Here is a 24063-nt window from a genome sequence, read left to right as displayed (position 1 = left end):
GGCGTCTTATGGAACGCCGCGTTTGAGATCGTCCGCAAACTTGCACATGAGACGCACCAGTGCATCGAGATCGCGCTCTTTCCATTCGGAAAAGATGGCGAACCCGATCTTCTTGCGGGCTTCATCGACCTTGTCGGTCATCGTCTTTCCCTTCCTGGTGATCACCGCCTCGCGCACACGACGGTCGGCAGCGCTCTCGCGCCGGCTGACCAGGCCTTGTTCTTCCAGCTTTGCAACTTGCCGGCTGACGGTGGTGTAGTCGCGCCCCACGCGATCGGCAAGTTCGACCACGCCGATCGGCCCGAACCGTTCCACCAATACCAGCAACGGAAATTGCGCGCGCTCCAGGGAGATCCCAGCCTCCAGAATCATCGCTGCATCGCGCTGCGGCTGGTTCATGACGCCAACGATCTCAAGCAGTGCGCCATGCAGCTCACGCAGTCGTGCACCTTCAGGCGTGTCTTTGATTTTCTTCATCAGGGCCGGGCTTTGCGTCCAATGGGTGCATTTTACACCCACTGATGATTGGCAACCGCCTGTCATGAATGACGATGGTGGAGACCGCAGGACCTGTGCCTGCATGTTCGATCTGTCGTTGCTCGATCACGTGTCGCTGTTGAACCGATGGCTGTTTTGCTACGCGTTCTTGCTGGGCACAGGGCTCATCGCCATGACGGCGGCTTCCAGACGGATCAGGTAATCGCTGAATCCGCCGGTGGCGCGGGCGTCGCGGCGGGCGCTGGTGTTGACGACCGGGGTGACCAGGCGCGCGATGTGCATGCCGGCGTCTTCCAGTGCGCAGACCAGGGCGACGTCTTCGCTGGAGGTGCGCGTGGAAAAACCGCCGGCGGCCAGGTAGGCGGCTGCGCTCATGCCCAGGTTGGCGCCATGCACATGCGGATGGCCGTCACAGCGGATTTCCGTGTCCATGAAGGCTTTGCGCGTCTCCGGCCGAAAGTCGCGCCAATCGCCGACCTCCACGACGCCGCAGAACACATCGGCCGCACAGCCAAGCTGTGCCGACAGCCAGTCCGGTGGCACGCGGGTGTCGGCGTCGGTAAAGGCAAGCCAGCGCGCACCGCGAGAGATTGCCGCAGAAGCCGCTGCCGCACGCGCAATGCCGACGCCGCCGCTGGTCTTGAGCGTCATGGCGCCATGCGAACGGGCAATGCTGCCGGTGAGGTCGGTGCAGCGGTCGAGCGCGACATGGATTTCCACGCGCTCGCCATACAACTGCGGATGCCGGGCCGCCACCAGGATGGATTGTAGACACTGCCCAATCAGCGCTGCTTCGTTATGCGCCGGAATGGTCACCGCAATCATCGCAGGCACTCCTGTTGCGCAATCGATGGTCCGGCCATCCATGCCTGCAGCACGAAATCAGGGTCTTGATATGTGCACAGCGTTTCCAGCGCCAATGCATCGTGCAATCCTTCATGTACCCGCTCTGCACTGCGCAGCGCGCCCTGGAAGTCGTGACGCCAATGACAGGCGACAAGGCAACCGCGCTCGCTGAGCGATTGGGCAAACAGTGCAGCGGTTTTTTCGAATGCGGCATCTTCCAGGTAATAACCGACCTCACTGAACACGATCAGATCGAAGCTGCCATCCGGCCAATCCGCAGGATGCGTCGCCTGTTGCAGGGTCACATGGCGCATCTGTTCGACGCGCACACTTGCCAGGTCCACCGCCTGCTGAGAGAGATCGGTGGCCAGCAACGCGTCGCAGCGTTGCCCGAGTGCTGCAGTGAGTTCTCCGTTCGAACATCCAAATTCCCAGCCTTTTGCAAAGCGTCGATAGGGCAGGGTGCCCAGCAGGATCTCGCGTTTGCGCTGCTCGTACCAACGCGAGCGGTAGCCGAACGGGTCGTCGTCGGCATACAGCTGCTCGAAATGCGCGACACTCAAGGCCGTCATCGGATGAACACCTCAAAAGAGCGATCGAACCGTTCCAACACGTGCAATGGCAGGATCGGCGCCGCAACCGCCGGCGTGCACTGACCGATCTGCGTTGCGAAACACTGGATGGCCTGCCGCTTTGCCTCCATCACCGTAGGAGATAACTCGAATCGGGTAGCACCCTCGTCGGTAAGGACGCCGTCGTCCGGTTGCGACCAATGCCAGGCCCACACCGGGTATTGCAGCAAGCGCGCACCGTGGGTGTCGCAGGCAGCCTTGGTGGCGCGCGATGCGGCTTCGTGATCGGGATGGCCGTCGCGCTGCCAGGTCACCAGCACCGTATCGTTCGCATCGAGCAAGCCGCCCACGGCCTCTGCAATGCGCGCCTCGCACGCAGCCAGTGCGCCGTCACCCAATGCAAGATGGACCAATGCGCCTGGCAACAGACCCAGATATCGAACGGCTGCCTCGAGCTCCAGCCGACGCGCAGGGCCAAGCACATGCGGCGCCCAGCCCGGTTCGTCCGGATACGCCAGCTCGCCATCGGTGAGCGCGATGATCAGCACAGATACACCAGCCGCGCGTGCAGCTGCGATGAGCCCACCGCAGCCAAGCACTTCGTCGTCGGGGTGGGGCGCGACCACGACCAGCCGAGGGCTGCCTTGCAGCAGTTGCGATAGCGAGCTGCGCGGCATGCCACTTAGACACGCTGCATCGCGCCACACCGACTCGGGTGTGCCTGCGCCTTCGATTGGCTGGCCGGTCAAATCTTCCATGCGAGATCCTGTTGATGGCAGAGCTCACCCAAGGCTTGCAGATCACGTTCGCCGTGGTGTTGTCGGATGAAGACCGACAAGTCGGCGCAGCGCTGTGCATGCACGCGGTCGCCGCAAAGCGGGCCAGGGCCCAGTGCACGGCCAACCCGATCGAGCGTGTCGCGCGCCACTGCCTCGACAACACTGCGTACCTGCAGCACGCCGCGCATCTGCGGATCCTGCGGTTGTGCGTCAATCTGCTGCGCGAGCTGACGCAACAACGCACCAGCAGCGGCCAGGCCTGCGTCGATGGCGCCCAGGTGCGCAGCGGCATGCGGATCGCGGCGTACCCGAGACGCTGTGCGTAGCACATCGGCAACGGCGATGGTTGCGCCAAACCAGCATGCGGCGATGCCGGCACCACCATGCCAGAACCCTGGCCGTGTCAGATACGCATCGCTCGCTCCAACCTGCTGCGCGGGAACCCTGGTGAAGGTGACATTGGCGGTCTCGATGTCGCGCATGCCGATCGCCTGCCAGCCACTTGCATCGATCTGCACACCGGGTTGATTCAAGGCCACCGCAAACAGACAGCTGGCACCGGCGTGCTGCGTAGTCACCAACGCGTGCGTGACCTGGGCCGCGCCAGAGCACCACGCCTTGGTTCCTTCGAGCGTATTGCCGGTAAATCGCATGTCCGAACCCGGTGGCTCCGCTGCCCACACAGCCCAGCGTTGCCCAGGTTCGATGACATCGACAGCCAGATCGGCACAGATGGCCTGCGCGTCGTAATGCGCTTCCAGAAATTTGGCGACACACAAATCGTCCGCAGCGATATCGGCGAGCAGCTGCCAGCGTTCGGCAGTTCGGCCGCGCCCTGGTAAAGGGAGCACAGGGTGATCGCGCAACCAACGTTGCAGCATTGATTGGTTGAGCCCGTTCTTTGCATCGTGGTTGTCAGGCGATAAAAAAACTGGATCGTTGGATGTAATGCGTGCGCTCATCGCAAGGAAGCTAAGCAGCAAGTGGTGCAAAGCGTGTGATGCGCTCAATCGATGACATCGCTGTGAAGCGGACCGTGCAATTGGGGGTCGCGCTGCAGCCGCCCTGTTTCTAGTGCCCCACGAACGCCTCAATCTGTTGCACCAGACCACGGCGCGTGTAGGGTTTGCTCAGGAAGATGGTGCGCTCGGGCAACCCGTTGGGCGAGCGGCCCAGACCGGAGGTGAGGATGGCTGGCACATTGTTGCCATTGGAGCGCAGGTAGGAGATGAGACCATAGCCGTCCAGCAGGCCCGGCATCTGAAGGTCGGTAAAGAGCAGGTCGATGCCCGGATGGTTGTCGATATGTTCGAGCGCTTCCTGGGCGTCTACAGCAGTCACAAACCGCATATCCAATATCCGACAGCAACAGCGCAGCGACCTCAAGGGTGTCAACATCGTCGTCGACCACGAGGATCAGTTTTTCGTTCTTGAATTCCATAAAGCAGGTGTTCTGAGGATGCCCGCACCACACTACGTTTCCCACGCGAAAGGCATGTGATCGATTTGAGCACGATGAACACGACGCAAGATTTCCCCGATCATCGCTACCGGCAAGTGGTCGAACTCTCGCTGGATTCCATCAAGGAAATTTCGTTGGATGGGCGCGTCAAATTCGTCAATGCGCATGGTCTGGCACGTGTGGCGGCAGAGCATGCCAGGTCCATCGTGGGCGAGCGCTGGTCGTCGTTGTGGCCGGAAGAATTCAGACAGCGCGTGGAAGATGCGCTTGCAGCTGCTGGTCAAGGATTGTCCCAGCAATTCGAAACCGAGTGCACCGGCGCCGATGGCCAACGCCAGTTCTGGCTGGTGTCCACCAGCCCGCTGCGCGATGCATACGGCAACATCGAAGGCGTGCTGGCGGTCAATCGCGACATCACCGAGCGCCGGCAATCGCAGCAAGCGCTACGCACGCTCAACCAGACGCTGAGCGCACGCAATGACCCGTTGATCAGGCAAAGCGAACTGTCCAACACCATTGGCTACGAGCTCAACAGCAACGACAGTAGCGGCCGCGATGTGGAAGGTGAACTCGATATCGCGCGCGCAGCCCAGCGACTGGCCGAGACCGTAGCCGAGCGGGCGCAGGAGGGAGAGGCCGTTGGGCAATTGCTGGCAGGGGTGGTCCACGACCTCAATAACGTGCTGCAAACTGCGGGCGCTGCCATCGAAGTGGTTCAGTCTCGCGGCGCTGTCATCGCCGAAGACAGGAAGATTCTGCGCATGGCCGAGGGCGCTTTGCAGCAGGGCTCGATCATGGCGCAGCGGCTGCTGGGGTTCGCGCGCAATCACCCGTACGCACCCGAAGAGGTGGATCTCAACGAGCTGGTCGCACGGCTGCTGCCCTTGCTGCAACAGGCAGCGGGTAACAAGGTGTCTATCGAGTGGACACCGGCAGCGATCAGGAGCGTGGTGTTGGTCGATCCGCACACATTGGAACGCGCGCTTTTGAATCTGGTGATCAATGCACGCGATGTCTGTGGCGAGCACGGCAAGGTCGGTATTGCCGTGGCACAGTGCTCGCTTGCCGATGTCGACGAGGCAAGCGCTCGCCGCAGTGGCGACTACGTCACCATCGCTGTCAGCGACAACGGCAGCGGTATTACGCCCGAGGTACGTGAGCATTTGTTCGATGCCTACTTCACAACGAAGCCGGCGGGGAAGGGCACCGGCTTGGGCTTGGCGCAAGTCGACGGCGCAGTGAGGCAGGCCAATGGGTTCATCGATGTGGCATCCGGGCCCGGGCAGGGCGCGTGCTTCACGTTGGGGTTCCCTGCAGTTTGACTGCTCTGGCCAGGTTGAGGCATCGCTACCGGGCAAGACTCCCGTACATCTGCAGAATCGAGCTTGGGTAGGTCTTCATCGATCGACACGATGCCTCGAACGGCGCACCCATGTCAGCTGTCTTCAAGAATGCCCAACGCCGAGAGCTTGCATCTGCCCATCCATTGCCTGGCGTAATGCCTCGCAGCAAGTTGGGTGTCGAATCTGACATCCGGCGGTTTATAACCGCGCAGGGTGATGCCATCTTCGAAAGAGACGAGAATTTCCGGAGCGTACAAGGCACCTGCCGGCGCCGTGTGCGCCGTCAATCGGTAGTGACCGATGTTCCGGATCATGGTGAGCCCCATACACACCTCAGTGCCTGCATTGAGCGGCTTGAACCAGTAAGGCTTGCCCAGCAAGAAGTTGTCGATTCCAGATTGGGCGCTAATTTTGCAACTTGCAAGGAATCAACGGGATTCATTGCTACTGTTTGCAGTGAAGCTTTAAACACGGCAGATCGCATACTGCACAGGTCGCTCTTAGATAAAAGGATTCATAGAGCAGCGGAACGATTTCATTGCCGGGCTTGTTACTCGATACAGCCAGCGGTGGCGGTCAGAAATTGATCAACCAAATGGTGTTCCGAAAGCAATCCACCGCAAATAGAATCGCAAAACGCAGCGAACCTCGATCAACAAAAACTACTCACCACGCATCATTGCTGACGTGAATCCGGGCTCGAGGCGTGTGCACGTTGTGTGAGATGGCTGACATCAAATCTTTGAAACTTGCAGAGCCAGCTAGGTGCAAGCTTGACGCCACCCAACCGGCACGCAAAGCGTGAGCTGCCATCGACTCACAACACCGCGACGGTCCACAGACGATCATGGTGCGCATGAACAGCAGTAGCCAGATCTCGGTGCGCGCGTTTTCCGCTGCACCCAAGAACACCGCGAGCGATGCCAGCAGTCTCATCGAAGTGCATCTGTCCAGCAGCCCGGATCCGCGCTGGCGTGCCTGCTTCAACTTTGTCCTGCAAGGCCGGGAGATCGCGTACCTGCAGGACAAGCCGGTGTTCGACCACGCGAGCTTCAAGGCGACCCTGTTGCCCGGATACGCGGATTCCTTCCGGCAGGAACTGCCGGAGCTCATCGCAGCGGCAAGCGCCCTTGCGCGTGCCCAGACCAACAAAGACGCCAGCCGCTAGCATCTACATTGCGCTTCTCATCACATGCCAGCTGGCAGCATCAAGCCACGTCCAGACCTCGCCCCCAATGAGCCCGCCATGAATTCAACTGCGCTTCCCGCCCGGTCCTGGGCAATCCACCCATTCCATGCCGCCGTGCTCGGTGGCGTGTGGCCACTGTTTCTCGGCGCGCTACTGAGCGACTACGCCTACTGGAGCACTTACCAGATCCAGTGGAGCAACTTTGCCTCCTGGCTGCTGGTCGCGGCGATGGTGCTGACCAGCATTGCTCTGGGGTGCGCGATCGTCGGATTCGCGCGTGGAAGCCGCAACGTCATCTACATCATCGCGCTCGGCGCGGCGTGGATCGTGGGCTTTTTCGATGCCTTGCATCATGCGCGTGACGCCTGGGCAGTGATGCCGGCGGCACTGGTGTTTTCGGCGATCGCAACCGCGTTTGCGTTGGTCGCAACCTGGGCGGGATTGTCCGGCCTGCGCGTAGGAGGTGCACGATGAAGCGTCAAACCGTCACGATCATTGCAGTGTCCGTACTCGCTGCAGCACTGGCCGCCTGCAGCAAGGCGCCCGAGCTCAATCAGCGTGGCGCCACTCCGGAGCTGCCGGAGCCCGACCGCGGCCTGATGCCCGACATGACCATCGCCAAGCCCACCGCGTGGGGCGACCGGCGTCCGACCGTGCCATCCGGCTACCGCATCGCTGCGATCGCCACCGATCTGGGCATTCCGCGCCAGACCCTGGTGTTGCCCAATGGCGACATTCTGGTGGCCGAAGGTCGCGGCGGCGGCGCGCCCAATCTCAAGCCCAAGGACGTGATTGCCGGCGCGATCAAGGCCAAGGGCAATACATCAGTCAAGAGCGGCAACCGGCTGACCTTGTTGCGCGATGCCAATGGCGACGGCACCTATGAACTGAAGACGGTATTCGCCGAAAACCTCAACGCGCCTTACGGGCTCGCGCTGATCGGCGATGCGCTGTATGTCGCCAACCAGGATGCGTTGGTGCGCTTCGACTATCGCGAAGGGCAGACCAAGGCGAGCGGCGCACCGAGCAAGGTCACCGACTTGCCCTCGGCCATCAACCATCACTGGACCAAGGCGCTGACCGCCAGTGCCGACGGGCGCTACCTGTATGTGGCGATCGGTTCCAACAGCAACATCACCGAGCGCGGCATGGCGGTGGAGATCGATCGTGCGCAAGTCTGGCAGGTGGATCCGGCAACCGGTGCGCACAAGCCCTACGCCACCGGCATCCGCAACCCCACCGCACTGGCGATCCAGCCGGGAAGCGGCACGTTGTGGGCCGTGGTGAATGAGCGCGATGAAATCGGCCCGAACCTGGTTCCCGATTATCTGACCTCGGTGCGCGAAGGTGGCTTCTATGGCTGGCCTTACAGCTACTGGGGCAAGCATGTGGACACACGGGTGATGCCGCAGGATCCGCAAAAGGTCGCATCGGCCATCACTCCCGATTACGCACTGGGCTCGCATGTGGCCGCACTCGGCGTTGCATTTTCATCAGCGGCGATGGGCACGCAATTTGCCGACGGTGTGTTCGTTGGCGAACACGGTAGCTGGAACCGCGACCCGCCGGTCGGCTACAAAGTGGTGTTCGTGCCGTTCCGCGATGGTCGCCCGGCAGGCGATGCGATCGACTTCGTCTCCGGCTTCCATGGCGACGATGGCCTGACTCGCGGCCGTCCGGTCGGCGTCACCGTCGACCCACGTGGTGCATTGATCGTTGCCGACGACCTGGCCAATACCATCTGGCGGGTCACGCCCGATGCCGCGTCCAACGCCGTGCCGAATCCCGCACCTGAGGCGGCGCCCGCTTCACCAAACTAAGCGGCGCAGCGACTCACCGCCAATGCCGGGTTCCGCAAGGAGCCGGGCATTGGCGTGTCTGGAACCGCAAAACAGCTGGCGTGTTGCGATCCTCACCCATACAGCTGAAGACGCTGCACGCGTGCAAGCAGCCGGCTCGCCAGACCAGTCGCTTGCCCCTCAAGCGACGGCCCCATCGTGACCCGCAATGCCGGAGCTCGCAGCCGGCCTGGTGGCAGGCAGATCAACACGCACGGCGTCTTCGCCAATGCGGCATGCAGCGAGGAGCGCCAGACGCCGCGACGCACCACGGCATCGTGTTCGACCACCAGCACATCGGCGCGCGCGCGTTTGAGCAGGCCGGCGATTTCGCGCCGCGGGTTGCCCACGGCCACGTGGATGCGCACGCGTAAGTCGTCGTCCTGCAACTGTGCGGCAAGCTCGCTCAGCCAATGGCTGGCTGCCGATTCGGTCAACGGTTGGTCGTTGAACAGGCTGTCCATCAGCAAGCCTTCGCTGATGTCTGGCATCACATGCAGCAGATGCAGGTCGGCGCCGCGCCGACGGGCCAGCGCCGCCGCATCGCGCAAGGAGTCCAGGCTGGTTTCGCGGCCGGTGATCCAGCAGGCGACATGCCCACCCACTGCGCCATCGCGCGGCAACGCCTCGGCGTAGGGCAGGGTCAGCATCGGCGTGGCCACGCGCTGCAGCACCCGCGCACGCAGGGAGACGTGCAACGGCCGCGGCAGGCCGGTGCGTTCGGAGGGCGGCATGATCAGCAGCGCATCGTTGCGGCTGCGGCAGAACGAGACGATACCGGCGGCGGCCGGGCCGCTGCTCAGCGCACGTTCGCAGCCCGGGTAGTTGGACGCTTCGGCAAAGAAGGAGTCCAGCGATTGTTGCGCCTGCGCACGCTTGCCCTTGGCATGCACGTGCAGGATGGTCAGGCGTGCACGCAGGCGGTCGACCAATTGCGCCACCGTCGGAATCGCGGCATGGCAGGTCTCGGAAAAGTTGGTGGCAAAGATCAGCTGGGTGGGCGTGGTCTGCATGGCTGTGTCCCTGGTCAGTAGATGAAACCGTCGATGGCGCGCACTTCGCGCAGCGGTACGCGCTGGCCGAGCATTTCGCGCAAGGTCAATTCGATCCCGCGCGACAACGCGGTCATCGGGGTGTCGTGCACGGTGTTTTCGAACGGGTCCTCGATCGCGCTGCTGGCGCTGTCGATCGCGATCAACGTGAAGCTGATCAGCACCGAGGCGATCGGCATCGCCAGGCCCATGCCGGCGATCAGGCCAAGCGGCACCAGCCAGCAATACAGGTTCACCAGGGTGCGCGGCAGCGACGAGAACTGGCGTGGCAGCGGCGTGTTCTTGATGCGCTCGCAGGCGCCCTGGATATTGGCAAGCGTGGTCAGGTTGGCATCCAGCGACGACCAACGCAGGCTGTCGAGCATGCCCAGCGCACGCGCCTGCTGCAGCTGTTGCCCCAGGCGCAAGGTCAGGGCATTTGGGATGTTGGCATAGACGCGCAGTGCGTCGGCGCGCTCCGCGCCCAGCAGCCCGGCCAGTTCCGGAAACGGATTCTGCTTGCGCAGATGGCAGCGCAGTGCATGGACGAATGCCACCTGATGCACCACGATGTCGTCACGCAGTGTGACCTGATCTGGATCGGCTGGGTCCACATCCAGTGCGGTCAGCGCCTGACGGGCGATCGCACGCGAGGTGTTCACCAGCGAGCCCCACAGCTGACGCGCCTCCCACCAACGGCCGTACGCGGCATTGGCGCGGAACGCCAGAAAGATCGTCAGCGCCGACCCCAGCTGCGCAAGCGGCAGTGCTTCGATCGACAGCCAGTGCCAATCGAAAAATGTGTAGAGCGCGGCCACCGCGCAATCGAAGGCCAACAGCACCAGCAAGCGCTTGTAGGTCTTTGGCCAGATACGGCGCAGCGGAAACGTATCGCGAAGAATCATGAGAGGCAGCATCGACGTGGGTGCTGCCATTACACCCAGCCTCCACGGATGTGTCTGCCATCCTTGCGCCAGCGTTGGACGGTCACTGCGCCGTCCAACGATGCCGTCCAGCTATCTTTCGATAGGATGCAATAAGCGGGCGCCGCCGCAATGCTGTGACATGCGCAACGCTGGTCGATGATTGGGAACGTGGTGAAGCAATGGACAGACTGAGATTGCCGTTCAAATGGCGCGGGCAGGTGGTCAGGCTCAATCGAGCTCCCACGCTGTGGGCGTCGCTGGCCATGCTGGCGCTGCTGGTGCTGGCCGAGTGGTACTCACACCTGGGCGTATCGCTCGGGCTGCTGTACATCCTGCCGGTGGTGCTGGCCGCAACCGTGCTGTCGCGGCGAAACATCGTCATTGCCGCCGTCGCCTGTGCGGCGCTACGCGGCCTGTTCGTCACCGAAGAATCGCTGGTCGAGCAGGCCTTGCGCTTCTTCATGGCCACCATTGCCTACGCCGGCTGCGGCCTGCTGGTGGCCGAGATCAGCCGCACCCGCCGGGTGATCCTCTCGCACTACGTGCAGCTGCGTGCCGAACAACGCCTGCGTCGGCGGCTGGAGCGCCAGCTGCGCCTGCTTGCCGAGAGCAGCCCCGCCGCATTGCTGACTGTGGCCGGCGATGGCCGTATCGTCGCGGCAAACCGCGCAGCCCACGAAATTCTCGACATGACCGACGAGGGTGGGCTGCAGGGGCGCGCCGTGCGCGACTTCCTGCCGCTGCTCGACGACGCGCTCAGCATGAGCGCCAACCTCGACGGCATGCGCACCTCGGCCAGCACCTGGGGCCGGCGCGACGATGGCAGCACCTTTCCCGCAACCACCTGGTTCTCGGTCTACGAAGACAGCGAGGAGCGCCATCTGGCCGCGATCCTGGTCGACACCAGCGAAGAAGTGCGCGCGCGCGAATCGGCGCACTTCGATGACCTGCTCAAGAACAATCGCTTGCTCGCCGGCGCCGTCTCGCATGAGATCCGCAACCTGTGCTCGGCCGCCGGCGTGGTGACCTCCAATCTCGCCCGTCATCCGGCCATCCGCGCCGATCCGGACCTGGCCGCACTGCAAAGCCTGGTCGCCGCGTTGATGGAACTGGCCTCGTTCAACCTGCGTCGGCAGACACCGCATGCGGCGCACGAGACCCGCCTGCAGACCTTGTGCAGCGAGTTGGACGTCATCATCCGCTCGGACTGGGACGACATCGATGGCCAGCTGGTCATCCAGATACCGGCGGACTTCCCGGCCGTGCACGGCGACCGTCATGCGCTGTTGCAGGTGCTGCTCAACCTGGCGCGCAACGCGCTGCGTGCGGTGCAGCCGCTGCCGCAGCCGCGCCGCCAGTTGATCGTCAGCGCCCGCATGGAGCAGGGCAGTGCGGTGTTGAGCGTGCGTGACACCGGCCCGGGCATCGCCGAGCCCGGGCGCTTGTTCCAGCCGTTTCGCAGCGATAGCGATGGGTCCGGATTGGGGCTCTACATCTCGCGCGCCTTGATGAGCAACCAGGAGGGCTCACTGCGTTATGCACCGGGAGGCGAGGGTGCCTGCTTCGAGCTGCACATGCCGCTTGCGCATGCACCACTGGCGGAGACGCTGGATGGATGAGTCGCGGCGTAATCCGGTGCGTCTGTATCTGCTCGATGACCACACGCTGTTTCGCGAAGGCCTGCTGCGCCTGCTCGGCGCCGACGCGCGCTTCGATGTGGTCGGGCAGTCCGGCAACCTGGCGCAGGCGATCGTGCAGATCGCATCGCTGGCACCGGACGTGGTCATCCTCGATTACGACATCGGCGAATACAACGCGCTGGACTACATGCGGCGGCAGGCCGACCAGGCCAAGCGCCCGGCAACCCTGGTGGTCACCGCCGGGCTTCCCGAGCGCGATGCGTTGGCATTGATACGCCTCGGCGTATCCGGCATCTGCCGCAAGGACGTCTCCACCGACGAACTGATCGACAGCATCCACGCGGTTGCGATGGGCCGCGTGTTGATCGACCAGCGCTACCTGCAATCGCTGGTGGCCCAGGACACCCAGGAAAGCCGCCCCAGCTTTACCGAACGCGAGCGCGAAGTGCTACGCGGCCTGTTGCGCGGCCAATCCAACAAGTTGATCGCCCGCCAACTCGGCAGCTCGGAAAGCGCCATCAAGGCCACGTTCCAGCAACTGTTCAACAAACTGGACGTGCGCTCGCGCAGTCAACTGGTGATGGTGATCCTGCAGGACTATCGCGATCTGGTTTGAGCCTCGCCACCCTGATGGAAGTGCGCCGTTTGCTAGCATGCAGCCACCTGAAACTGCGAAGGCAACAGCATGTCGCCAATCACATTTCCCGAGCCTGACCTGTTCTTGCCAGGGCAGGGCGAGCCATCGCTGCGATGGGGCGTATTGGGTCCGGGGCTGATCGCAGCGGCATTCGTCAGCGCGCTACGCAAGCACACCAGGCAGCAGCCGTTCGCGGTCGCCTCACGCAATCGCGCGCGTGCTGACACCTTCGCCAAAAGCTGGGCGATAGAGCGTGCGTACGACAGCTACCAGGCGTTGGTCGACGATCGGGATATCGACATCGTCTACGTCGCCACGCCTCACAGCGAGCATCTGGAACATGGCTTGTTGGCGCTGCGCGCTGGCAAACATGTGTTGATCGAAAAACCCATGAGCACCTGCGCCGCCGACGCACGCATGCTGGTGCAGGAAGCACGCGCACGCGGCCTTTTCCTGATGGAAGCGATGTGGAGCCGGTATCTGCCTCACACCTCGGTGCTGCGCAAACTGCTGGCCGATGGCGCGATCGGCGAGGTCCGGCATGTCTTTGCAGACCTCAGTCAAATCGGCCCCAATGATCCGATGCATCGGCAACGCCGACCGGAACTCGGCGGCGGAGCGCTGCTGGATCTGGGTGTGTATACCGTGCAGTTCTCATCGATGATCCTGGCCGCACCCACCGACATCACCGCAACCGGTGCGCTGACCGATACCGGCGTGGATGCGTTTTCGACCGTGGTGCTGTCGCATGCGGGAGCCGCGCAATCCACCCTGATCAGCTCCATCGTGGCCCGCAGCAGCTCGGTCGCCTATGTCACAGGCAGCGAAGGCCGCATCGACCTTCCAGGCGACTTCCATAACCCCACAACCCTGCATCTGGTCGGCAACGATTACGCCAGCAAAACAGCACTGTGGGCAGATCCGACCGGCGTCAACGGCTACGACGGGCTGTCTTGGCAAGCCACTGCTGCCGCACGCTACATCGGCGAAGGGCGCACGGAATCGCCACTGCATCCACTCGACGAAGTGGTCCAGATCATGACCACCCTGGATGTGGCGCGCGCGCAGTTGGGCGTTGGCACCACAGCTTAGGACGTCAAACAGCCGCTCTTAATCTGCATCCCGGCGTACGCGCGTTCGGTATGCAGCCACATTGTCGCCATCGATGTGCTTGGCTTGCGTGCCGGTGATGGTATCGATCTTGCGGTCCGAGCCGGTCACCGGCTTGGCATCGACCGTCGTTTCCCGTTCGAAGGCGTGCGACTGGTCGGTATTGCGGTAGTACTGATACAGCACCCAATACAGCGCAGACGCACCGACCGGGCCGGCCAGCAGTAACCATAGTCCGTTGTTGTCGCTCATGCAGTCACCGCCACGATCCACAGTGCAATTACTTCGATGACGGTGCCGGCGGTGAGTGCGGCCAGCAACAGTTTCCACTGCTGCACCGGCACGCTGCCCATGGTCTCGCCGGTACGGCCGTTCACCGCGATGTAGTGCAGCATGCCGCCGCCACGTCCGGGTTGGTGGTACGAGTACAGCCACACCGGCAGATACATCGATACCCAGCGCGTGCCATGGACATCCAGCCGCTCCACCTCCCAACGCACGCCGCGGTCGTAGCGGCGCACCGAGCTTTCCACTTGCACACGGACGATCGACAACAGTTGATCTTCCAGCCGTGGCCGCAGCTGCGCGACATCGCGGTCGCGCTTTTCCGAGGTGAACCCCGCCAGATACGACGCGTTCCACTTCACTGCATTCTTGGTGTCGAACGGCAGGATCGTGTTGATGATGTTGTTGGTGTTGACCCGGCTATCCAGGTTGCCGCGCTCGGCGGACGATTCCAGCGGCAGATCGTCCACCGTGAACTCCACCTGCCGCTGCACCTGGTACACGTCGGCGTCGTAATAGGTGCGCTTGTTCTTTTCGGTGCCTTGCGTGTACTGCCGCGTCTTGATCTCGCCCATGCCGCTCACGCTGGCGCTCGCGCTGCCGTCCACGATCATGTAAGGCAGGTAGACGCCCACCACGTTCTCCGGCGTGAACTGCTGCTTGAAGGCCTTGAGCGCAAACAGGCGCCGCTTGTCCACGAACTGACGGATACGCGCCACGGCATCGTCTTTGTTGATGTGGAATGGCAGCACTGCGTCGGGCACCGCACCATTGGCCACCTGCTCGTTGACGCCGAACACATGCCGGCACCAGTGGCAACGCGCCGTCATCGTGCTCTGCGTATTGATGGTCACCTCGGCGCCGCAGCCAGTGCACTTGAAACTCATCAGGCTGGCGGCGTCTGCAGCAATATCCTGCGCGCCCGAAGCGATGACTGTGCCGCGTAATTCGCTGATGCCTTCGCCGAATCCGAACACTTCTTCCACCCGCGCGCCATGCCATTCGTGACGACAGAACTGGCAGACCAATAGATCGGTGCCGAGCTTGGGCCGGATATCGCTGGCGCCACATTTCGGGCAGCGATTCAGACCGTCCTTGAGCTCGGCGGCGGCGGTGTCGATGGCCAGCGGGTCGGGCGCCTGCAGCTCGTTGCGGATTGGGGCGGGCAGGGTGGCCGGGTCGCGCTTGAAACTACCCGGCAACGGCGGTACGTCCTGCGGCGAACCGGGACCGGTCGCAGGCGCTGCGGGCAGCGGCGGCAACGGAGGAGGTGTCGCCGGCAACGGCGGCGGGATGCGGGAGTCGGACATGATGGCAGCGTGCCTCGCTTACAGGCCCAACGCCTTGGCTTTTGCCGCGTTGTAATCGTCCTGCGTGATCAGGCCGAGGTCCAGCATTTCCTTGGCCTTCTTCAATTTGACGATTGCGTCGTCGGCAGCGGGTGCAGCTGGCGCGACCGGCTGTTGCAGCCCGCCAACGCCACCCACCATGCCAGTCGCCATGCCCACGCCCACCAAACCTGCAGCGCCGCCATGCTCGCCCGCAGACTGGATGCCTTGCGCCACACTCGCCTGCAAATTGGAGTTGCCGCGTGCGCCCGCCAGTGCGTCGGCGCGCTGTACGGTCTTGAGCAGTTCCCGCGTGTTCGCGTCGTATTCGATCGACACGATGGCCGTCTTGACGATGGCCAGACCACGCTCGGAGTTCCACTGATACGCCTGCTCGACCGCATCGGACAGACTCTTGGCAAAGCCCAGCGAATCCTGCTGCAGCCGCGCGATACGGTTGCCTTTGCCCGGATCGTTCGTATACAGGCTGAAGGCCGGCGCAAGCGCACTCACCACCTCGTTGAACAGCTGGCTGGCAGCAGCGTTATCCAGATCGGTGAAGTCGAACACCTGACCCGGCTGCATGTAGCGCGCAGGCACGAAGTTCTTCACGAACAAAATGGGGTCGACAATTTTCAATGTATACGAGCCACGCGTGATCGCGCCGACCTGTGTTCCAAGAAAACCATCGTCCCAATAGATCTCCGATTGCGTGCCGAATCGGTTGTCGGGCAGCTCCTTCAGCGACACGAAGAATGCGGCCTGTTGCGCGCCCGGCTGACCACCGAACTTGAAGCGCTCCCAGCTCTGCCGGATCAGCGGCGTGACCAGGCCATCGCCAGCGAAGATCGACTGCGCATTGACATCGTCGGAGCGCCACTCATAACCACCCGGCTCGGCGACAAACCCGGTAATCGCACCGTCCTGCAACAACAGCAGTCCGTAACCCTCGGGCACGACGATCTTCGAGCCGTTGCTGATGATGTTCGAAGACGCGTTGGTGTTGGCGCCGCGCCCGGCGTTGCTTCCACTCGGCACCGCAGCGAACAGCGCGGCGGTGGACGGCAGGCCAGCCGGCACGGTGTAGAAGTCCTTCCACTGGTCGGCCAACACACCGCCGACTGCACCTGCTACCGCCTGCAAAAGACCCATGACAACTCCCTGTAATTGGTGACGAGATATTGATGATGGGTGTTGCGCCCATCGCGTTCGCCGCACTATATCAGCAGCGCACTGGCGTTATGGCCTTGCCCATCAGGCATGGCGTGGTGGTGGTGCAACAACGTGTCGCGGTGCGAGCTAGCGCACGATGCGACAGACACAAAAAGCCCCGCATGCGCGGGGCTCTATCGCGGTGTTATCGCCGCCAATCGCACAATGGCGTAGCAGCCGCTATCAGCCTTATGGCAGATCGCACTTGAGTTTCGCGTCCACGTAATAGGGCTTGGGAACCTCGGGATTCTTGCTGGTCTTTTCGAACACCACCTCGAACGAATCAGGATCCGGCGTGCCCTGACGCCCCCGTGCAGGCATCCTGCAATTTCTTCTTGACTGACGCGATGCCAGCATCGCGATTGGCGCCGTCGGCGCTGTTGGTCAGATTGGCGACCTCGGCAAATGCCGGCGAACTCATACCCAACAAGCCAGCAACAACCATAAGAGCGTGCAGCTTCTTCATACAATCTCCTTTGCGATGTCTTTAGATCTTCCGGGGGTCATGCACGCCAGCGGCGATCGAGGCTTGGCGAAACAGGGCGCCGCGAGCTGTCCAGCCCGGCGCAGCGTAGGCCGGTCGAGTTAAGGCATCGTGCATACGCGCGTATGCGCCGTAGCGGATCGCCTCAACGTGTTGGCCATCTGCAGATTCGATCACCTCTCAAACGCAAACGGCCCGGACAAGCCGGGCCGTTTGCGACGCGCAAGATCAGAACTCCTGCCAGTCGCTTGCATCGTGCGAGGCGCCTGCGGCCACCGCGCGCTTCGGTGCAGCCGCCGGGCGTACCGGGCTTTTGGCAGCGGCAACAGTTCGTCCAGCAATCACACTGAGCTTTGCAGCAACCGGCGTTGTCGAACGCGGGGTGCGCGTGCTGTCGTCGCTGATCTTGAACACGGACACTGCCTGCGTCAGCTGCACAGCCTGTTCTTCCATCGAGCGTGCGGCGGCAGTGGCTTCTTCCACCAATGCTGCGTTTTGCTGGGTGGTTTCGTCCATCTGCGTCACGGTGGTGTTGACTTGTTCGATGCCGGCCGACTGTTCCTGCGATGCCGCAGAAATCTCGCCCATGATGTCGGTCACGCGCTGCACGCTGGCAACGATCTCCGCCATCGTGGAGCCCGCCGTATGCACCAGCGTCGAGCCTTCGGCAACCCGCTCGACCGAATCATCGATCAGACTCTTGATCTCCTTCGCCGCAGCAGTGGAACGCTGGGCGAGGGTGCGCACTTCCGACGCCACCACCGCAAAGCCGCGGCCTTGTTCGCCGGCACGTGCGGCTTCCACCGCGGCATTCAACGCGAGGATGTTGGTCTGGAACGAGATACCGTCGATGACCGAGATGATGTCGGCAATCTTCTTGGACGAAGCTTCGATACCAGACATGGTGCCCACGACCTTGCTCACGATCTCGCCACCCTGTGACGCGACGCTTGCCGCACCGATCGCCAACTGGTTGGCTTGACGGGCGTGCTCGGCATTCTGGCGCACGGTGGAGGTCAGTTCTTCCATCGAAGCGGCGGTTTCTTCCAGATTGGCCGCTTGTTGCTCGGTACGCTGCGACAGGTCCTGATTGCCGGCGGCGATTTCGCTGGCGGCCGAGTTGATGGATATGGCCGAGTGCTGGATGCGGCCGACAATCTCTGCAAGTTGTGCAGCAGTGGCATTGGCGTCGTCGCGCATCTGCGCAAACACGCCCTTGAACTCGCCACTCATCCGCGCGGTCAGGTCGCCTGCGGCGATCGATTGCAGCAGCGACGACAGCGATTGCAGGTTGCCATCGGCCGTGGCCATGAGCTGGTTGAGGCTATCGACCATCACATGGAAATCGTATTGGAAACGATCGGCGTCGCCGCGTGCGGTGAAGTCGCCATTGGCCGCAGATTGTGCCAGCTGTTTGATCTCGTGATTCATTGCAGACAGGTTGGCCTTCACCTCGTCCATGGTCTGCGTCAGCACCGCCTTCTCGCCGGGCAGGCGGTCCATGCTTTCGCTGAGGTCGCCGATGGCGTAACGCCCCATGATGCGCGCCAGATTTGTCTGCACGGCCAGATGCGAGGCCACCAGCGTATTGGTGTCCTTGGCCATGCGGCCGTAGTCGCCGGGAAACGCCTTGGCGTCGATACGGAAACTGACCTGGCCATCATCGTGGCGCTTGGCCATGTCGCTCTGTGCAGTGAGCAAGGATTGCAGCTGCGTCTGCATGCCACGCATGGCACGCAGCAGGCGGCCGGTTTCATCCTTGGCGTCGCTTTCCACGTTGTTGTCCAGCTGCCCGTTGGCAATTGCCTCTGCAGCCTTGGTTGCACGTGCGAGCGGCTGGGTCAGGCTGCGGGTGATGAGCCAGGCAAGCAGGCTGCTGATCACCACCACGGCAATGCCACCGGAGACGATCAGCAGCTTGCCGCGATTCATCGACGCCACTGCATCGGCATAGGCTTGCTGGCTCTGACCTTCCTGACGCGTCACCAGCTCGCGGATTTTGTCCTGCCATGCAATCGTCGCCGGGCGCGCTTTTTCGCTGAGCAACGTCTGCGCCGGCGTGTTGTCGTTTTGAGCAGCGAGCGCCATGACCTGGTCGTTGATTTTTCCCGAAATGGCGCGTCGCGCATCCATCTCGGAACGAATCTTGCGGCCTTCCTCAGAGCTGGGCAATGTGTCCAGCTTGGCCCGCAACGCGTTGTAACGCTGACGTTGCGCCTTGATAGTGGCAACCGCTTCGCTGTTGAGTTCGTCGCTGGTGGCCATGGCATACGTGCCCAGCGCGATCAGGATCGATGAATTGGCATCCAGCATGCCGTTGCCGATCTGGATCTTGGCCATACGATCGAGCACGATGAAATCGAACTGTTGTCGTGCGTTGGCCATGGTGATCAAGCCCGTCGCCACCAGCAGGCTCGACAGGAGAATCAGAATTCCAAAGGCGACGCCGAGACGGCGACCGACGTTATAGCGTTGCAAATAGGCAGTCATGCGAATCGTCCTGATGTCCAGTAAGTGGCACCGGCTAGCAGGCCGCGTGATGTTCGCGTGAGTGCCTCGGCAACGTGATAACGACGCGAAAATCGGAAACTTGAACCGCGCGCTCCAGGCTGCATTTAGCTTGCATTTTCGTTCACGTACGTCAGGAAAAAACCGACTGGCAGCGCAGTGATTATGTGCATGAGAATGCTGATACCACTGATCCGTTCACCTCCAGCACGCAACAAGCGGGGTTTCCCACGCTTGTTGCGTCGCATGCGATCAAGCCCGAGCCGTCGCCTCGCGCACGAAGTCTTCATAGGTGCGCAACGGGCGCCCCAGCATGGCCTGCAGTTTTTCCACCGTGCCGTCGGCCGCCTGCATGCCGAATATCTGGATGCCGGCCATCATCAGGCGCATGTCGTAGGCCAGCCAGGATGGGCCGTACGCGGCCATCTGCGCTTCGAAGGCAGCAACGTCGTCGCCCGCATAGGCGATCTCGCGTCCAAGCGCTGCACTCCAGACCTTCGCAACGGAGCTGCCCGTGACGGCATGCGGGCCAACCAGTTCGAGCGTGACACGCGCGAGCGCGGCAGGTGCACGGTCGCGCCGCAGCAGCTCGACGACCGCGATGTCTGCGATATCGCGCGCATCGATCATGGCCACACCTGCCGAGCCGATCGGCATCGGGTAGACACCGTAGTCCTGAATCGTCTGCTGGATCATCGCTTCGTTCTGCATGAAGTACGCAGGACGCAGAATCGTTGCAGGAATATCCAGGCTTTCGATCATGCGCTCCACCGTGTGCTTGCCGGTGAAGTGGGGCACGTTGGTGAACTTATCGGCATGGATGACCGACAGGTACACGATGCGCTCGATCCCTGCCTCCTGCGCCAGATTCAGTGCGATCAGCGCCTGCGTCACTTCATCGGGAGTGACCGCATTCAACAGGAACAGCGTGTGCGCCGACGACAACGCGGCACGCATCGATGCAACATCGGTGAGGTCTGCGACAACTTCAGTCACACCCGCCGGGAAAACGCGCTTGCCCGGTTGGCGAACCAATGCCTTCACCGCTGCGCCTGCATCGGCAAGGCCCTGGGTGATGAGAGAACCGATGGTGCCGGTGGCACCGGTGACGAGAATGCTCATGTGAATCTCCTGCTGTGGATGGAAGAGGCGTCAGTCCGACATCTCCGCCGCGATTGACGTTGCGGTGACCAGACGATAGGCCGTTGCATCGTCAATACGAAGACGCCAAGATGTGGACGCGTGGTTTCAAATCTGGAACGCCATGGATCTGAATGCATTGATCGATTTCGCGCTGGTCGCAGCGAACCAGGGCCTGGGAAAGGCGAGCCGTGCCAGCGGCAGGTCGAAGGCGACCTTGTCGCGGCGCATTGCCGATCTGGAGGAGCAGCTGGGGGTGCGACTGGTCGAGCGCAGCGCCCGTGGGCTCAGGCTCACCGAAGCCGGGCAGTTGCTGATGGACCGCACCGAAGTGCCGTTGAGCGAGGTGGCCGAGGCCATGGCCGCCGCGCGCGAAGGACTTTCGACACCACGCGGACGCTTGCGGGTGGCGTCTCCCGTGCTGTTCTCGCAATTGGCGATGGGACGGATTGGCGCAGAGTTCTGCGCGGCCTATCCGGAGATCATGCTCGAGGTGATTGCAGAAGACCGCACGGTCGATCTGGTGGAAGAGCAGTTCGATGTGGCCATCCGGATTAACCCAAGCCCGGACAGCAGCCTGGTCGGGCGCTGCTTCGCCAAGGATCGGCTGGTTGTCGTGGCTGCGCCCGGCTTCGCCATGCCAATCAGCGGCGCGCTCACATCAGTTCCCGCTGTGGTGATGTCGAGCTTCCAGCCGACCACATGGGTGCTCGATGACGGGCGCCTGGTCCTGGAACCCATTCCACGTCTGCGGTTTTCCTCATTCCTGATGGTCCGCGACGCGGCGATTGCAGGCGGTGGCGTGGCGCTGCTTCCGCAGTCGATTGCATGGAACCAACTCGCGCGCGGCGAACTGGTGCAGTGGGGCACGATCGCGGGCGTAGAGCCCGCGCTGTGGGTGTTGCACACCTCCAGGCGTCTGGCCGCACCCAAGGTGCGCGCCTTCGTGGACTTCATGTGCGACAGATACCCGGATGTGTCGCTGGTGCTGAAGGGGTAGGGCGGCGCGCTGTTCAAAGCGCAGGCCGCATGCCAGCGATGCTGCGCTCGACAAGCCGCTGTCCACCATCCTCAAGATCGCTCGCCTCAATCAGCTGCACGATGTCAGGCAGCACACCCACAGCCTGCGTCATGTAGGGCCGCAGGTGGCTCGGGGCGAAGCGATCCGCAGCGACACGGTCGATCAGCCGTTGCTCGTCGATTTCACCAGGATGCAGTTCGCTGGTTGGATCGAACACGTAAAAGTCTTCGCTGACCAAGGCGTTGTAGCCGGAGTCGCCGACCGGAATTCCTTTGCTTTGAGAGTCGCGACCGCCACCAGCACCTATGGTCCGCTCGCCAACAACGGTCGCTCCAGACTCCCAGAGATAGGTCGCGAGCAGTTCGCCAGAGGAACGCGTGCCAGCATCAATCAACACTAGCAAGGGCTTGGGCGTGCGGACTACGCCACAGCTTGGATCCTCCGGCAGCTCCTGCAAGCGGACGGTGCCGGGCTGGCCGGAGACCACCATGTCGTAGGTTTTCTCGGGTTTTTTGCCCGTCAATGCCCAGGCGAATCCCCTGACCTCGCGCGCAAAGCCGCCCATGTTGCCGCGCAAGTCGATCAGGATGAAATCAGTCTTGCTGGACAGCGCGTCATAGCGTTCGATCAATTTCTGGGTGACCGCACAAAATCCAGCGAGCATGGGAGCGTCGGTTTCCTCGCTGCCAGCGGAAGACGTCTCCACAGCCTCCGCAGCGGCTGTGAAAACGGGATCGTATTGGGGTGCAAAGGCACCTATGCGGAGCGTACCGATCTGCCGCTTGCCCACACGCATGACCGTCGGCAAATCCGGCTTGTCGACCGCAGCGGCCAGGATCGACCGCACGTAACGAAGAGCATGGAACGACCGATCTTCTATATGGTCGCAGTCGCCAGCTAAGCTGCTCCTCTTCGTGAAATCAGACAAGCTCGCAATGATTGACACGTATCTAGACAGGCAAGCGCTATGCTTCGCGTATAAGCTCGGTCCAACGATTGTCAAGGAGGGCGGGATCATGTCAGACGATGACGCAAACTATGTTGCAAACAAAGTGCCGGGCAAACTCTACGGCTCACGCTCATTCGACGTGGGCGCTTACAAGATGATCGATGGAAAGCCAGAGCGCATAGTTCGCACCGCAAGGTACATAGACCGTGTCTTCCCTGATGTCGAAGGTGAGGCCTTGGCAATCGTAAAGGAGGAATTCGTCCTTCGCGCTACGCCGACCGGTAAGAGGCAAATAAAGCTACTGGTTGTGGAAGATCCCCGGAAGGTCCGATCGCTCTACCTGCAGTCCTTCGATATGAGTGACGGCAAAGATGTTCCGAGCCGACGTAGCCACTTCGTTCTAAGCGGTACAGAGATAGATGATCTACTGGAAATCGCAGCTTTGGCAAAAGAGGGTGACTTTCAAGTCAGCGGGAAGTTTCGAATTGGTGTGGACCAGCTGCAGCGTCTGGATTTGACCTCTGACGCCGTTCGCGCCCTCGTTGGAAGCAATTCTGCTTTGATGGAAGAGGTGCTGCGGACCGAAGTAACCCAGCATGACATGGTTGCGGTTGCATTTCGCCGCGCTCAGATAAAACGTTTTGAGCGTCTGCTCCTTGATGGATCGTACTTTGACAGCGAGAAGGAGCATACGGGCCTAAGTGACGAACGCCTGTGGCAGGCCTTCTTCGAAGAGAATCAGTGGATCTTCGGCGGCGCACTCTTCTTATCTTCAACCGGCGCGCTTGATGAGGGCAAGCTTGAGCGAACTGTGGCAGGCGCATCGGTTGCAGCACCAGGAAAACGTGCGGATGCCCTTCTGAACTCAAAAGGCAGAATTGGCGCGCTTTGCTTCGTGGAGCTGAAAACGCATAGAACAACGTTGCGCAAAGCGGGTCGTCCTTATCGGCCTGGAACGTGGCCTGTCTCAGACGAGCTCAGTTCTGCAGTAACGCAAGCACATAGAACTGTCCAGCTGGCTGAGCAATCAATCCAGAGGCAGCTGAAGATCGTTGACAACCTCGGCAATCCAACGTCCTCCGACGTTTTCCTAATACGTCCCAGATCGGTCGTTGTCTGTGGGGATCTCGCGGAATTTAGCGGCGAACACGGAGTCAACTATGACAAGTACAGCTCCTTCTGTCGACTCCCCGCAATTCAATGCCAGCTAAAACTAGAGGTCTGCGGTTGATGTTGCTCATGGAACTCGGCGGGTGTTAGCCCGC

24 protein-coding genes and 1 pseudogene are annotated in these 24063 nt (G+C 62.0%); 9 read left to right on the top strand and 16 right to left on the bottom strand.

All coding sequences use genetic code 11. The features are described 5' to 3' along the window. Positions 1–6 precede the first annotated feature (6 nt). From XcyCFBP4188_RS19150 to XcyCFBP4188_RS19125, 6 genes are all read right to left on the bottom strand, one after another. Positions 7–582: a MarR family winged helix-turn-helix transcriptional regulator gene (locus XcyCFBP4188_RS19150; RefSeq protein ID WP_228995975.1), complete on the bottom strand. Its 576-nt coding sequence runs from the start codon at positions 580–582 to the stop codon at positions 7–9. 54 nt (positions 583–636) lie between these two features. Beyond that, entirely contained in the window at positions 637–1323 is a 687-nt protein-coding gene (locus XcyCFBP4188_RS19145) for a glycosyltransferase family 2 protein (RefSeq protein ID WP_043889218.1), read from the bottom strand. Then, positions 1320–1916 (bottom strand): class I SAM-dependent DNA methyltransferase, encoded by a 597-nt coding sequence (locus tag XcyCFBP4188_RS19140; protein ID WP_006448794.1) that lies wholly within the window; start codon positions 1914–1916, stop codon positions 1320–1322. The genes XcyCFBP4188_RS19145 and XcyCFBP4188_RS19140 overlap by 4 nt, the downstream gene beginning before the upstream one ends. Further along, positions 1913–2674: a PIG-L deacetylase family protein gene (locus tag XcyCFBP4188_RS19135; RefSeq protein ID WP_006448793.1), complete on the bottom strand. Its 762-nt coding sequence runs from the start codon at positions 2672–2674 to the stop codon at positions 1913–1915. The genes XcyCFBP4188_RS19140 and XcyCFBP4188_RS19135 overlap by 4 nt, the downstream gene beginning before the upstream one ends. After that, complete coding sequence (locus XcyCFBP4188_RS19130) at positions 2662–3657, bottom strand: acyl-CoA dehydrogenase middle domain-containing protein (RefSeq protein ID WP_043907283.1); 996 nt, start codon at positions 3655–3657, stop codon at positions 2662–2664. Before XcyCFBP4188_RS19130 ends, XcyCFBP4188_RS19135 begins: the two co-directional genes overlap by 13 nt. Positions 3658–3766: 109 nt before the next feature. Further along, positions 3767–4036, bottom strand: coding sequence for a response regulator (locus XcyCFBP4188_RS19125; RefSeq protein WP_428977248.1), 270 nt, complete (start codon positions 4034–4036; stop codon positions 3767–3769). A gap of 174 nt (positions 4037–4210) precedes the next feature. Here XcyCFBP4188_RS19125 and XcyCFBP4188_RS19120 point away from each other — a divergent pair, with 174 nt between their 5' ends. Further along, positions 4211–5479: a two-component system sensor histidine kinase NtrB gene (locus XcyCFBP4188_RS19120; RefSeq protein WP_006448790.1), complete on the top strand. Its 1269-nt coding sequence runs from the start codon at positions 4211–4213 to the stop codon at positions 5477–5479. A gap of 113 nt (positions 5480–5592) precedes the next feature. Here the strand turns inward: XcyCFBP4188_RS19120 and XcyCFBP4188_RS19115 are convergent, their stop codons facing one another. Further along, positions 5593–5880, bottom strand: coding sequence for a hypothetical protein (locus XcyCFBP4188_RS19115; protein WP_043907281.1), 288 nt, complete (start codon positions 5878–5880; stop codon positions 5593–5595). A gap of 467 nt (positions 5881–6347) precedes the next feature. Between XcyCFBP4188_RS19115 and XcyCFBP4188_RS19110 the strand changes: the two genes are divergently transcribed. The 3 genes from XcyCFBP4188_RS19110 (at position 6348) to XcyCFBP4188_RS19100 (ending at position 8509) form a co-directional block, all read left to right on the top strand. Continuing rightward, positions 6348–6668: a hypothetical protein gene (locus tag XcyCFBP4188_RS19110; RefSeq protein ID WP_006448788.1), complete on the top strand. Its 321-nt coding sequence runs from the start codon at positions 6348–6350 to the stop codon at positions 6666–6668. 78 nt (positions 6669–6746) lie between these two features. Then, the gene (locus tag XcyCFBP4188_RS19105) at positions 6747–7163 is read left to right on the top strand and encodes a hypothetical protein (protein ID WP_104592640.1); all 417 of its coding nucleotides are present in this window, start codon (positions 6747–6749) and stop codon (positions 7161–7163) included. Beyond that, positions 7160–8509 (top strand): PQQ-dependent sugar dehydrogenase, encoded by a 1350-nt coding sequence (locus XcyCFBP4188_RS19100; RefSeq protein WP_006448786.1) that lies wholly within the window; start codon positions 7160–7162, stop codon positions 8507–8509. The genes XcyCFBP4188_RS19105 and XcyCFBP4188_RS19100 overlap by 4 nt, the downstream gene beginning before the upstream one ends. Before the next feature lie 92 nt (positions 8510–8601). On the opposite strand, the gene XcyCFBP4188_RS19095 is transcribed toward XcyCFBP4188_RS19100, so the two are convergent. Next, positions 8602–9540 (bottom strand): universal stress protein, encoded by a 939-nt coding sequence (locus XcyCFBP4188_RS19095; protein ID WP_006448785.1) that lies wholly within the window; start codon positions 9538–9540, stop codon positions 8602–8604. Between the two features lie 14 nt (positions 9541–9554). Further along, entirely contained in the window at positions 9555–10463 is a 909-nt protein-coding gene (locus tag XcyCFBP4188_RS19090) for a bestrophin family protein (protein ID WP_043907278.1), read from the bottom strand. A 200-nt stretch (positions 10464–10663) separates the two neighbouring features. Here XcyCFBP4188_RS19090 and XcyCFBP4188_RS19085 point away from each other — a divergent pair, with 200 nt between their 5' ends. The 3 genes from XcyCFBP4188_RS19085 to XcyCFBP4188_RS19075 all read left to right on the top strand — a co-directional run bounded on the left by XcyCFBP4188_RS19085 (position 10664) and on the right by XcyCFBP4188_RS19075 (position 13853). Then, positions 10664–12103, top strand: a complete 1440-nt coding sequence (locus tag XcyCFBP4188_RS19085) for an ATP-binding protein (protein WP_006448783.1) — start codon at positions 10664–10666, stop codon at positions 12101–12103. Continuing rightward, on the top strand, positions 12096–12740 hold the full coding sequence (locus XcyCFBP4188_RS19080) for a LuxR C-terminal-related transcriptional regulator (protein WP_006448782.1): 645 nt from the start codon (positions 12096–12098) through the stop codon (positions 12738–12740). Before XcyCFBP4188_RS19085 ends, XcyCFBP4188_RS19080 begins: the two co-directional genes overlap by 8 nt. Before the next feature lie 69 nt (positions 12741–12809). Then, the gene (locus XcyCFBP4188_RS19075; protein WP_104592639.1) at positions 12810–13853 is read left to right on the top strand and encodes a Gfo/Idh/MocA family protein; all 1044 of its coding nucleotides are present in this window, start codon (positions 12810–12812) and stop codon (positions 13851–13853) included. A gap of 18 nt (positions 13854–13871) precedes the next feature. Here XcyCFBP4188_RS19075 and XcyCFBP4188_RS19070 read toward each other — a convergent pair whose 3' ends face one another. The 6 genes and pseudogenes from XcyCFBP4188_RS19070 to XcyCFBP4188_RS19045 form a co-directional block, all read right to left on the bottom strand. Beyond that, a complete protein-coding gene (locus tag XcyCFBP4188_RS19070) occupies positions 13872–14123 on the bottom strand; it encodes a hypothetical protein (RefSeq protein WP_006448780.1) in 252 nt (83 codons plus the stop codon). Next, a complete protein-coding gene (locus XcyCFBP4188_RS19065) occupies positions 14120–15466 on the bottom strand; it encodes a membrane protein (RefSeq protein WP_043907276.1) in 1347 nt (448 codons plus the stop codon). Before XcyCFBP4188_RS19065 ends, XcyCFBP4188_RS19070 begins: the two co-directional genes overlap by 4 nt. 18 nt (positions 15467–15484) lie before the next feature. Next, the gene (locus XcyCFBP4188_RS19060) at positions 15485–16636 is read right to left on the bottom strand and encodes an SPFH domain-containing protein (RefSeq protein WP_006448778.1); all 1152 of its coding nucleotides are present in this window, start codon (positions 16634–16636) and stop codon (positions 15485–15487) included. 249 nt (positions 16637–16885) lie between these two features. Next, positions 16886–17162, bottom strand: a pseudogene (locus XcyCFBP4188_RS19055) (hypothetical protein). 246 nt (positions 17163–17408) lie between these two features. Further along, complete coding sequence (locus XcyCFBP4188_RS19050) at positions 17409–19670, bottom strand: methyl-accepting chemotaxis protein (protein ID WP_104592638.1); 2262 nt, start codon at positions 19668–19670, stop codon at positions 17409–17411. Positions 19671–19940: 270 nt separating this feature from the next. After that, on the bottom strand, positions 19941–20810 hold the full coding sequence (locus XcyCFBP4188_RS19045) for an NmrA/HSCARG family protein (protein WP_006448775.1): 870 nt from the start codon (positions 20808–20810) through the stop codon (positions 19941–19943). A 142-nt stretch (positions 20811–20952) separates the two neighbouring features. Between XcyCFBP4188_RS19045 and XcyCFBP4188_RS19040 the strand changes: the two genes are divergently transcribed. Beyond that, on the top strand, positions 20953–21828 hold the full coding sequence (locus XcyCFBP4188_RS19040) for a LysR family transcriptional regulator (RefSeq protein WP_104592646.1): 876 nt from the start codon (positions 20953–20955) through the stop codon (positions 21826–21828). Between the two features lie 13 nt (positions 21829–21841). On the opposite strand, the gene XcyCFBP4188_RS19035 is transcribed toward XcyCFBP4188_RS19040, so the two are convergent. Continuing rightward, on the bottom strand, positions 21842–22777 hold the full coding sequence (locus tag XcyCFBP4188_RS19035) for a S41 family peptidase (protein ID WP_160113184.1): 936 nt from the start codon (positions 22775–22777) through the stop codon (positions 21842–21844). Positions 22778–22784: 7 nt separating this feature from the next. On the opposite strand from XcyCFBP4188_RS19035, the gene XcyCFBP4188_RS19030 reads away from it, so the two are divergent. Then, positions 22785–24029: a Shedu immune nuclease family protein gene (locus XcyCFBP4188_RS19030; protein ID WP_104592645.1), complete on the top strand. Its 1245-nt coding sequence runs from the start codon at positions 22785–22787 to the stop codon at positions 24027–24029. Positions 24030–24063 lie beyond the last annotated feature (34 nt).

Origin of the sequence: Xanthomonas hortorum pv. cynarae, from assembly GCF_002939985.1 — a bacterium.
In the GTDB taxonomy this organism is placed as follows: domain Bacteria; phylum Pseudomonadota; class Gammaproteobacteria; order Xanthomonadales; family Xanthomonadaceae; genus Xanthomonas; species Xanthomonas hortorum_D.
This window is presented reverse-complemented; position numbering and strand designations above follow the sequence as displayed.

Bases quoted from the DNA above. Each gene is read 5' to 3' on its own strand.
- XcyCFBP4188_RS19150 (WP_228995975.1), bottom strand. From the start codon at position 582: ATGCAGGCACAGGTCCTGCGGTCTCCACCATCGTCATTCATGACAGGC.
- XcyCFBP4188_RS19145 (WP_043889218.1), bottom strand. From the start codon at position 1,323: ATGATTGCGGTGACCATTCCGGCGCATAACGAAGCAGCGCTGATTGGG.
- XcyCFBP4188_RS19140 (WP_006448794.1), bottom strand. From the start codon at position 1,916: ATGACGGCCTTGAGTGTCGCGCATTTCGAGCAGCTGTATGCCGACGAC.
- XcyCFBP4188_RS19135 (WP_006448793.1), bottom strand. From the start codon at position 2,674: ATGGAAGATTTGACCGGCCAGCCAATCGAAGGCGCAGGCACACCCGAG.
- XcyCFBP4188_RS19130 (WP_043907283.1), bottom strand. From the start codon at position 3,657: ATGAGCGCACGCATTACATCCAACGATCCAGTTTTTTTATCGCCTGAC.
- XcyCFBP4188_RS19120 (WP_006448790.1), top strand. From the start codon at position 4,211: ATGAACACGACGCAAGATTTCCCCGATCATCGCTACCGGCAAGTGGTC.
- XcyCFBP4188_RS19110 (WP_006448788.1), top strand. From the start codon at position 6,348: ATGGTGCGCATGAACAGCAGTAGCCAGATCTCGGTGCGCGCGTTTTCC.
- XcyCFBP4188_RS19105 (WP_104592640.1), top strand. From the start codon at position 6,747: ATGAATTCAACTGCGCTTCCCGCCCGGTCCTGGGCAATCCACCCATTC.
- XcyCFBP4188_RS19100 (WP_006448786.1), top strand. From the start codon at position 7,160: ATGAAGCGTCAAACCGTCACGATCATTGCAGTGTCCGTACTCGCTGCA.
- XcyCFBP4188_RS19095 (WP_006448785.1), bottom strand. From the start codon at position 9,540: ATGCAGACCACGCCCACCCAGCTGATCTTTGCCACCAACTTTTCCGAG.
- XcyCFBP4188_RS19090 (WP_043907278.1), bottom strand. From the start codon at position 10,463: ATGATTCTTCGCGATACGTTTCCGCTGCGCCGTATCTGGCCAAAGACC.
- XcyCFBP4188_RS19085 (WP_006448783.1), top strand. From the start codon at position 10,664: ATGGACAGACTGAGATTGCCGTTCAAATGGCGCGGGCAGGTGGTCAGG.
- XcyCFBP4188_RS19080 (WP_006448782.1), top strand. From the start codon at position 12,096: ATGGATGAGTCGCGGCGTAATCCGGTGCGTCTGTATCTGCTCGATGAC.
- XcyCFBP4188_RS19075 (WP_104592639.1), top strand. From the start codon at position 12,810: ATGTCGCCAATCACATTTCCCGAGCCTGACCTGTTCTTGCCAGGGCAG.
- XcyCFBP4188_RS19070 (WP_006448780.1), bottom strand. From the start codon at position 14,123: ATGAGCGACAACAACGGACTATGGTTACTGCTGGCCGGCCCGGTCGGT.
- XcyCFBP4188_RS19065 (WP_043907276.1), bottom strand. From the start codon at position 15,466: ATGTCCGACTCCCGCATCCCGCCGCCGTTGCCGGCGACACCTCCTCCG.
- XcyCFBP4188_RS19060 (WP_006448778.1), bottom strand. From the start codon at position 16,636: ATGGGTCTTTTGCAGGCGGTAGCAGGTGCAGTCGGCGGTGTGTTGGCC.
- XcyCFBP4188_RS19050 (WP_104592638.1), bottom strand. From the start codon at position 19,670: ATGACTGCCTATTTGCAACGCTATAACGTCGGTCGCCGTCTCGGCGTC.
- XcyCFBP4188_RS19045 (WP_006448775.1), bottom strand. From the start codon at position 20,810: ATGAGCATTCTCGTCACCGGTGCCACCGGCACCATCGGTTCTCTCATC.
- XcyCFBP4188_RS19040 (WP_104592646.1), top strand. From the start codon at position 20,953: ATGGATCTGAATGCATTGATCGATTTCGCGCTGGTCGCAGCGAACCAG.
- XcyCFBP4188_RS19030 (WP_104592645.1), top strand. From the start codon at position 22,785: ATGATTGACACGTATCTAGACAGGCAAGCGCTATGCTTCGCGTATAAG.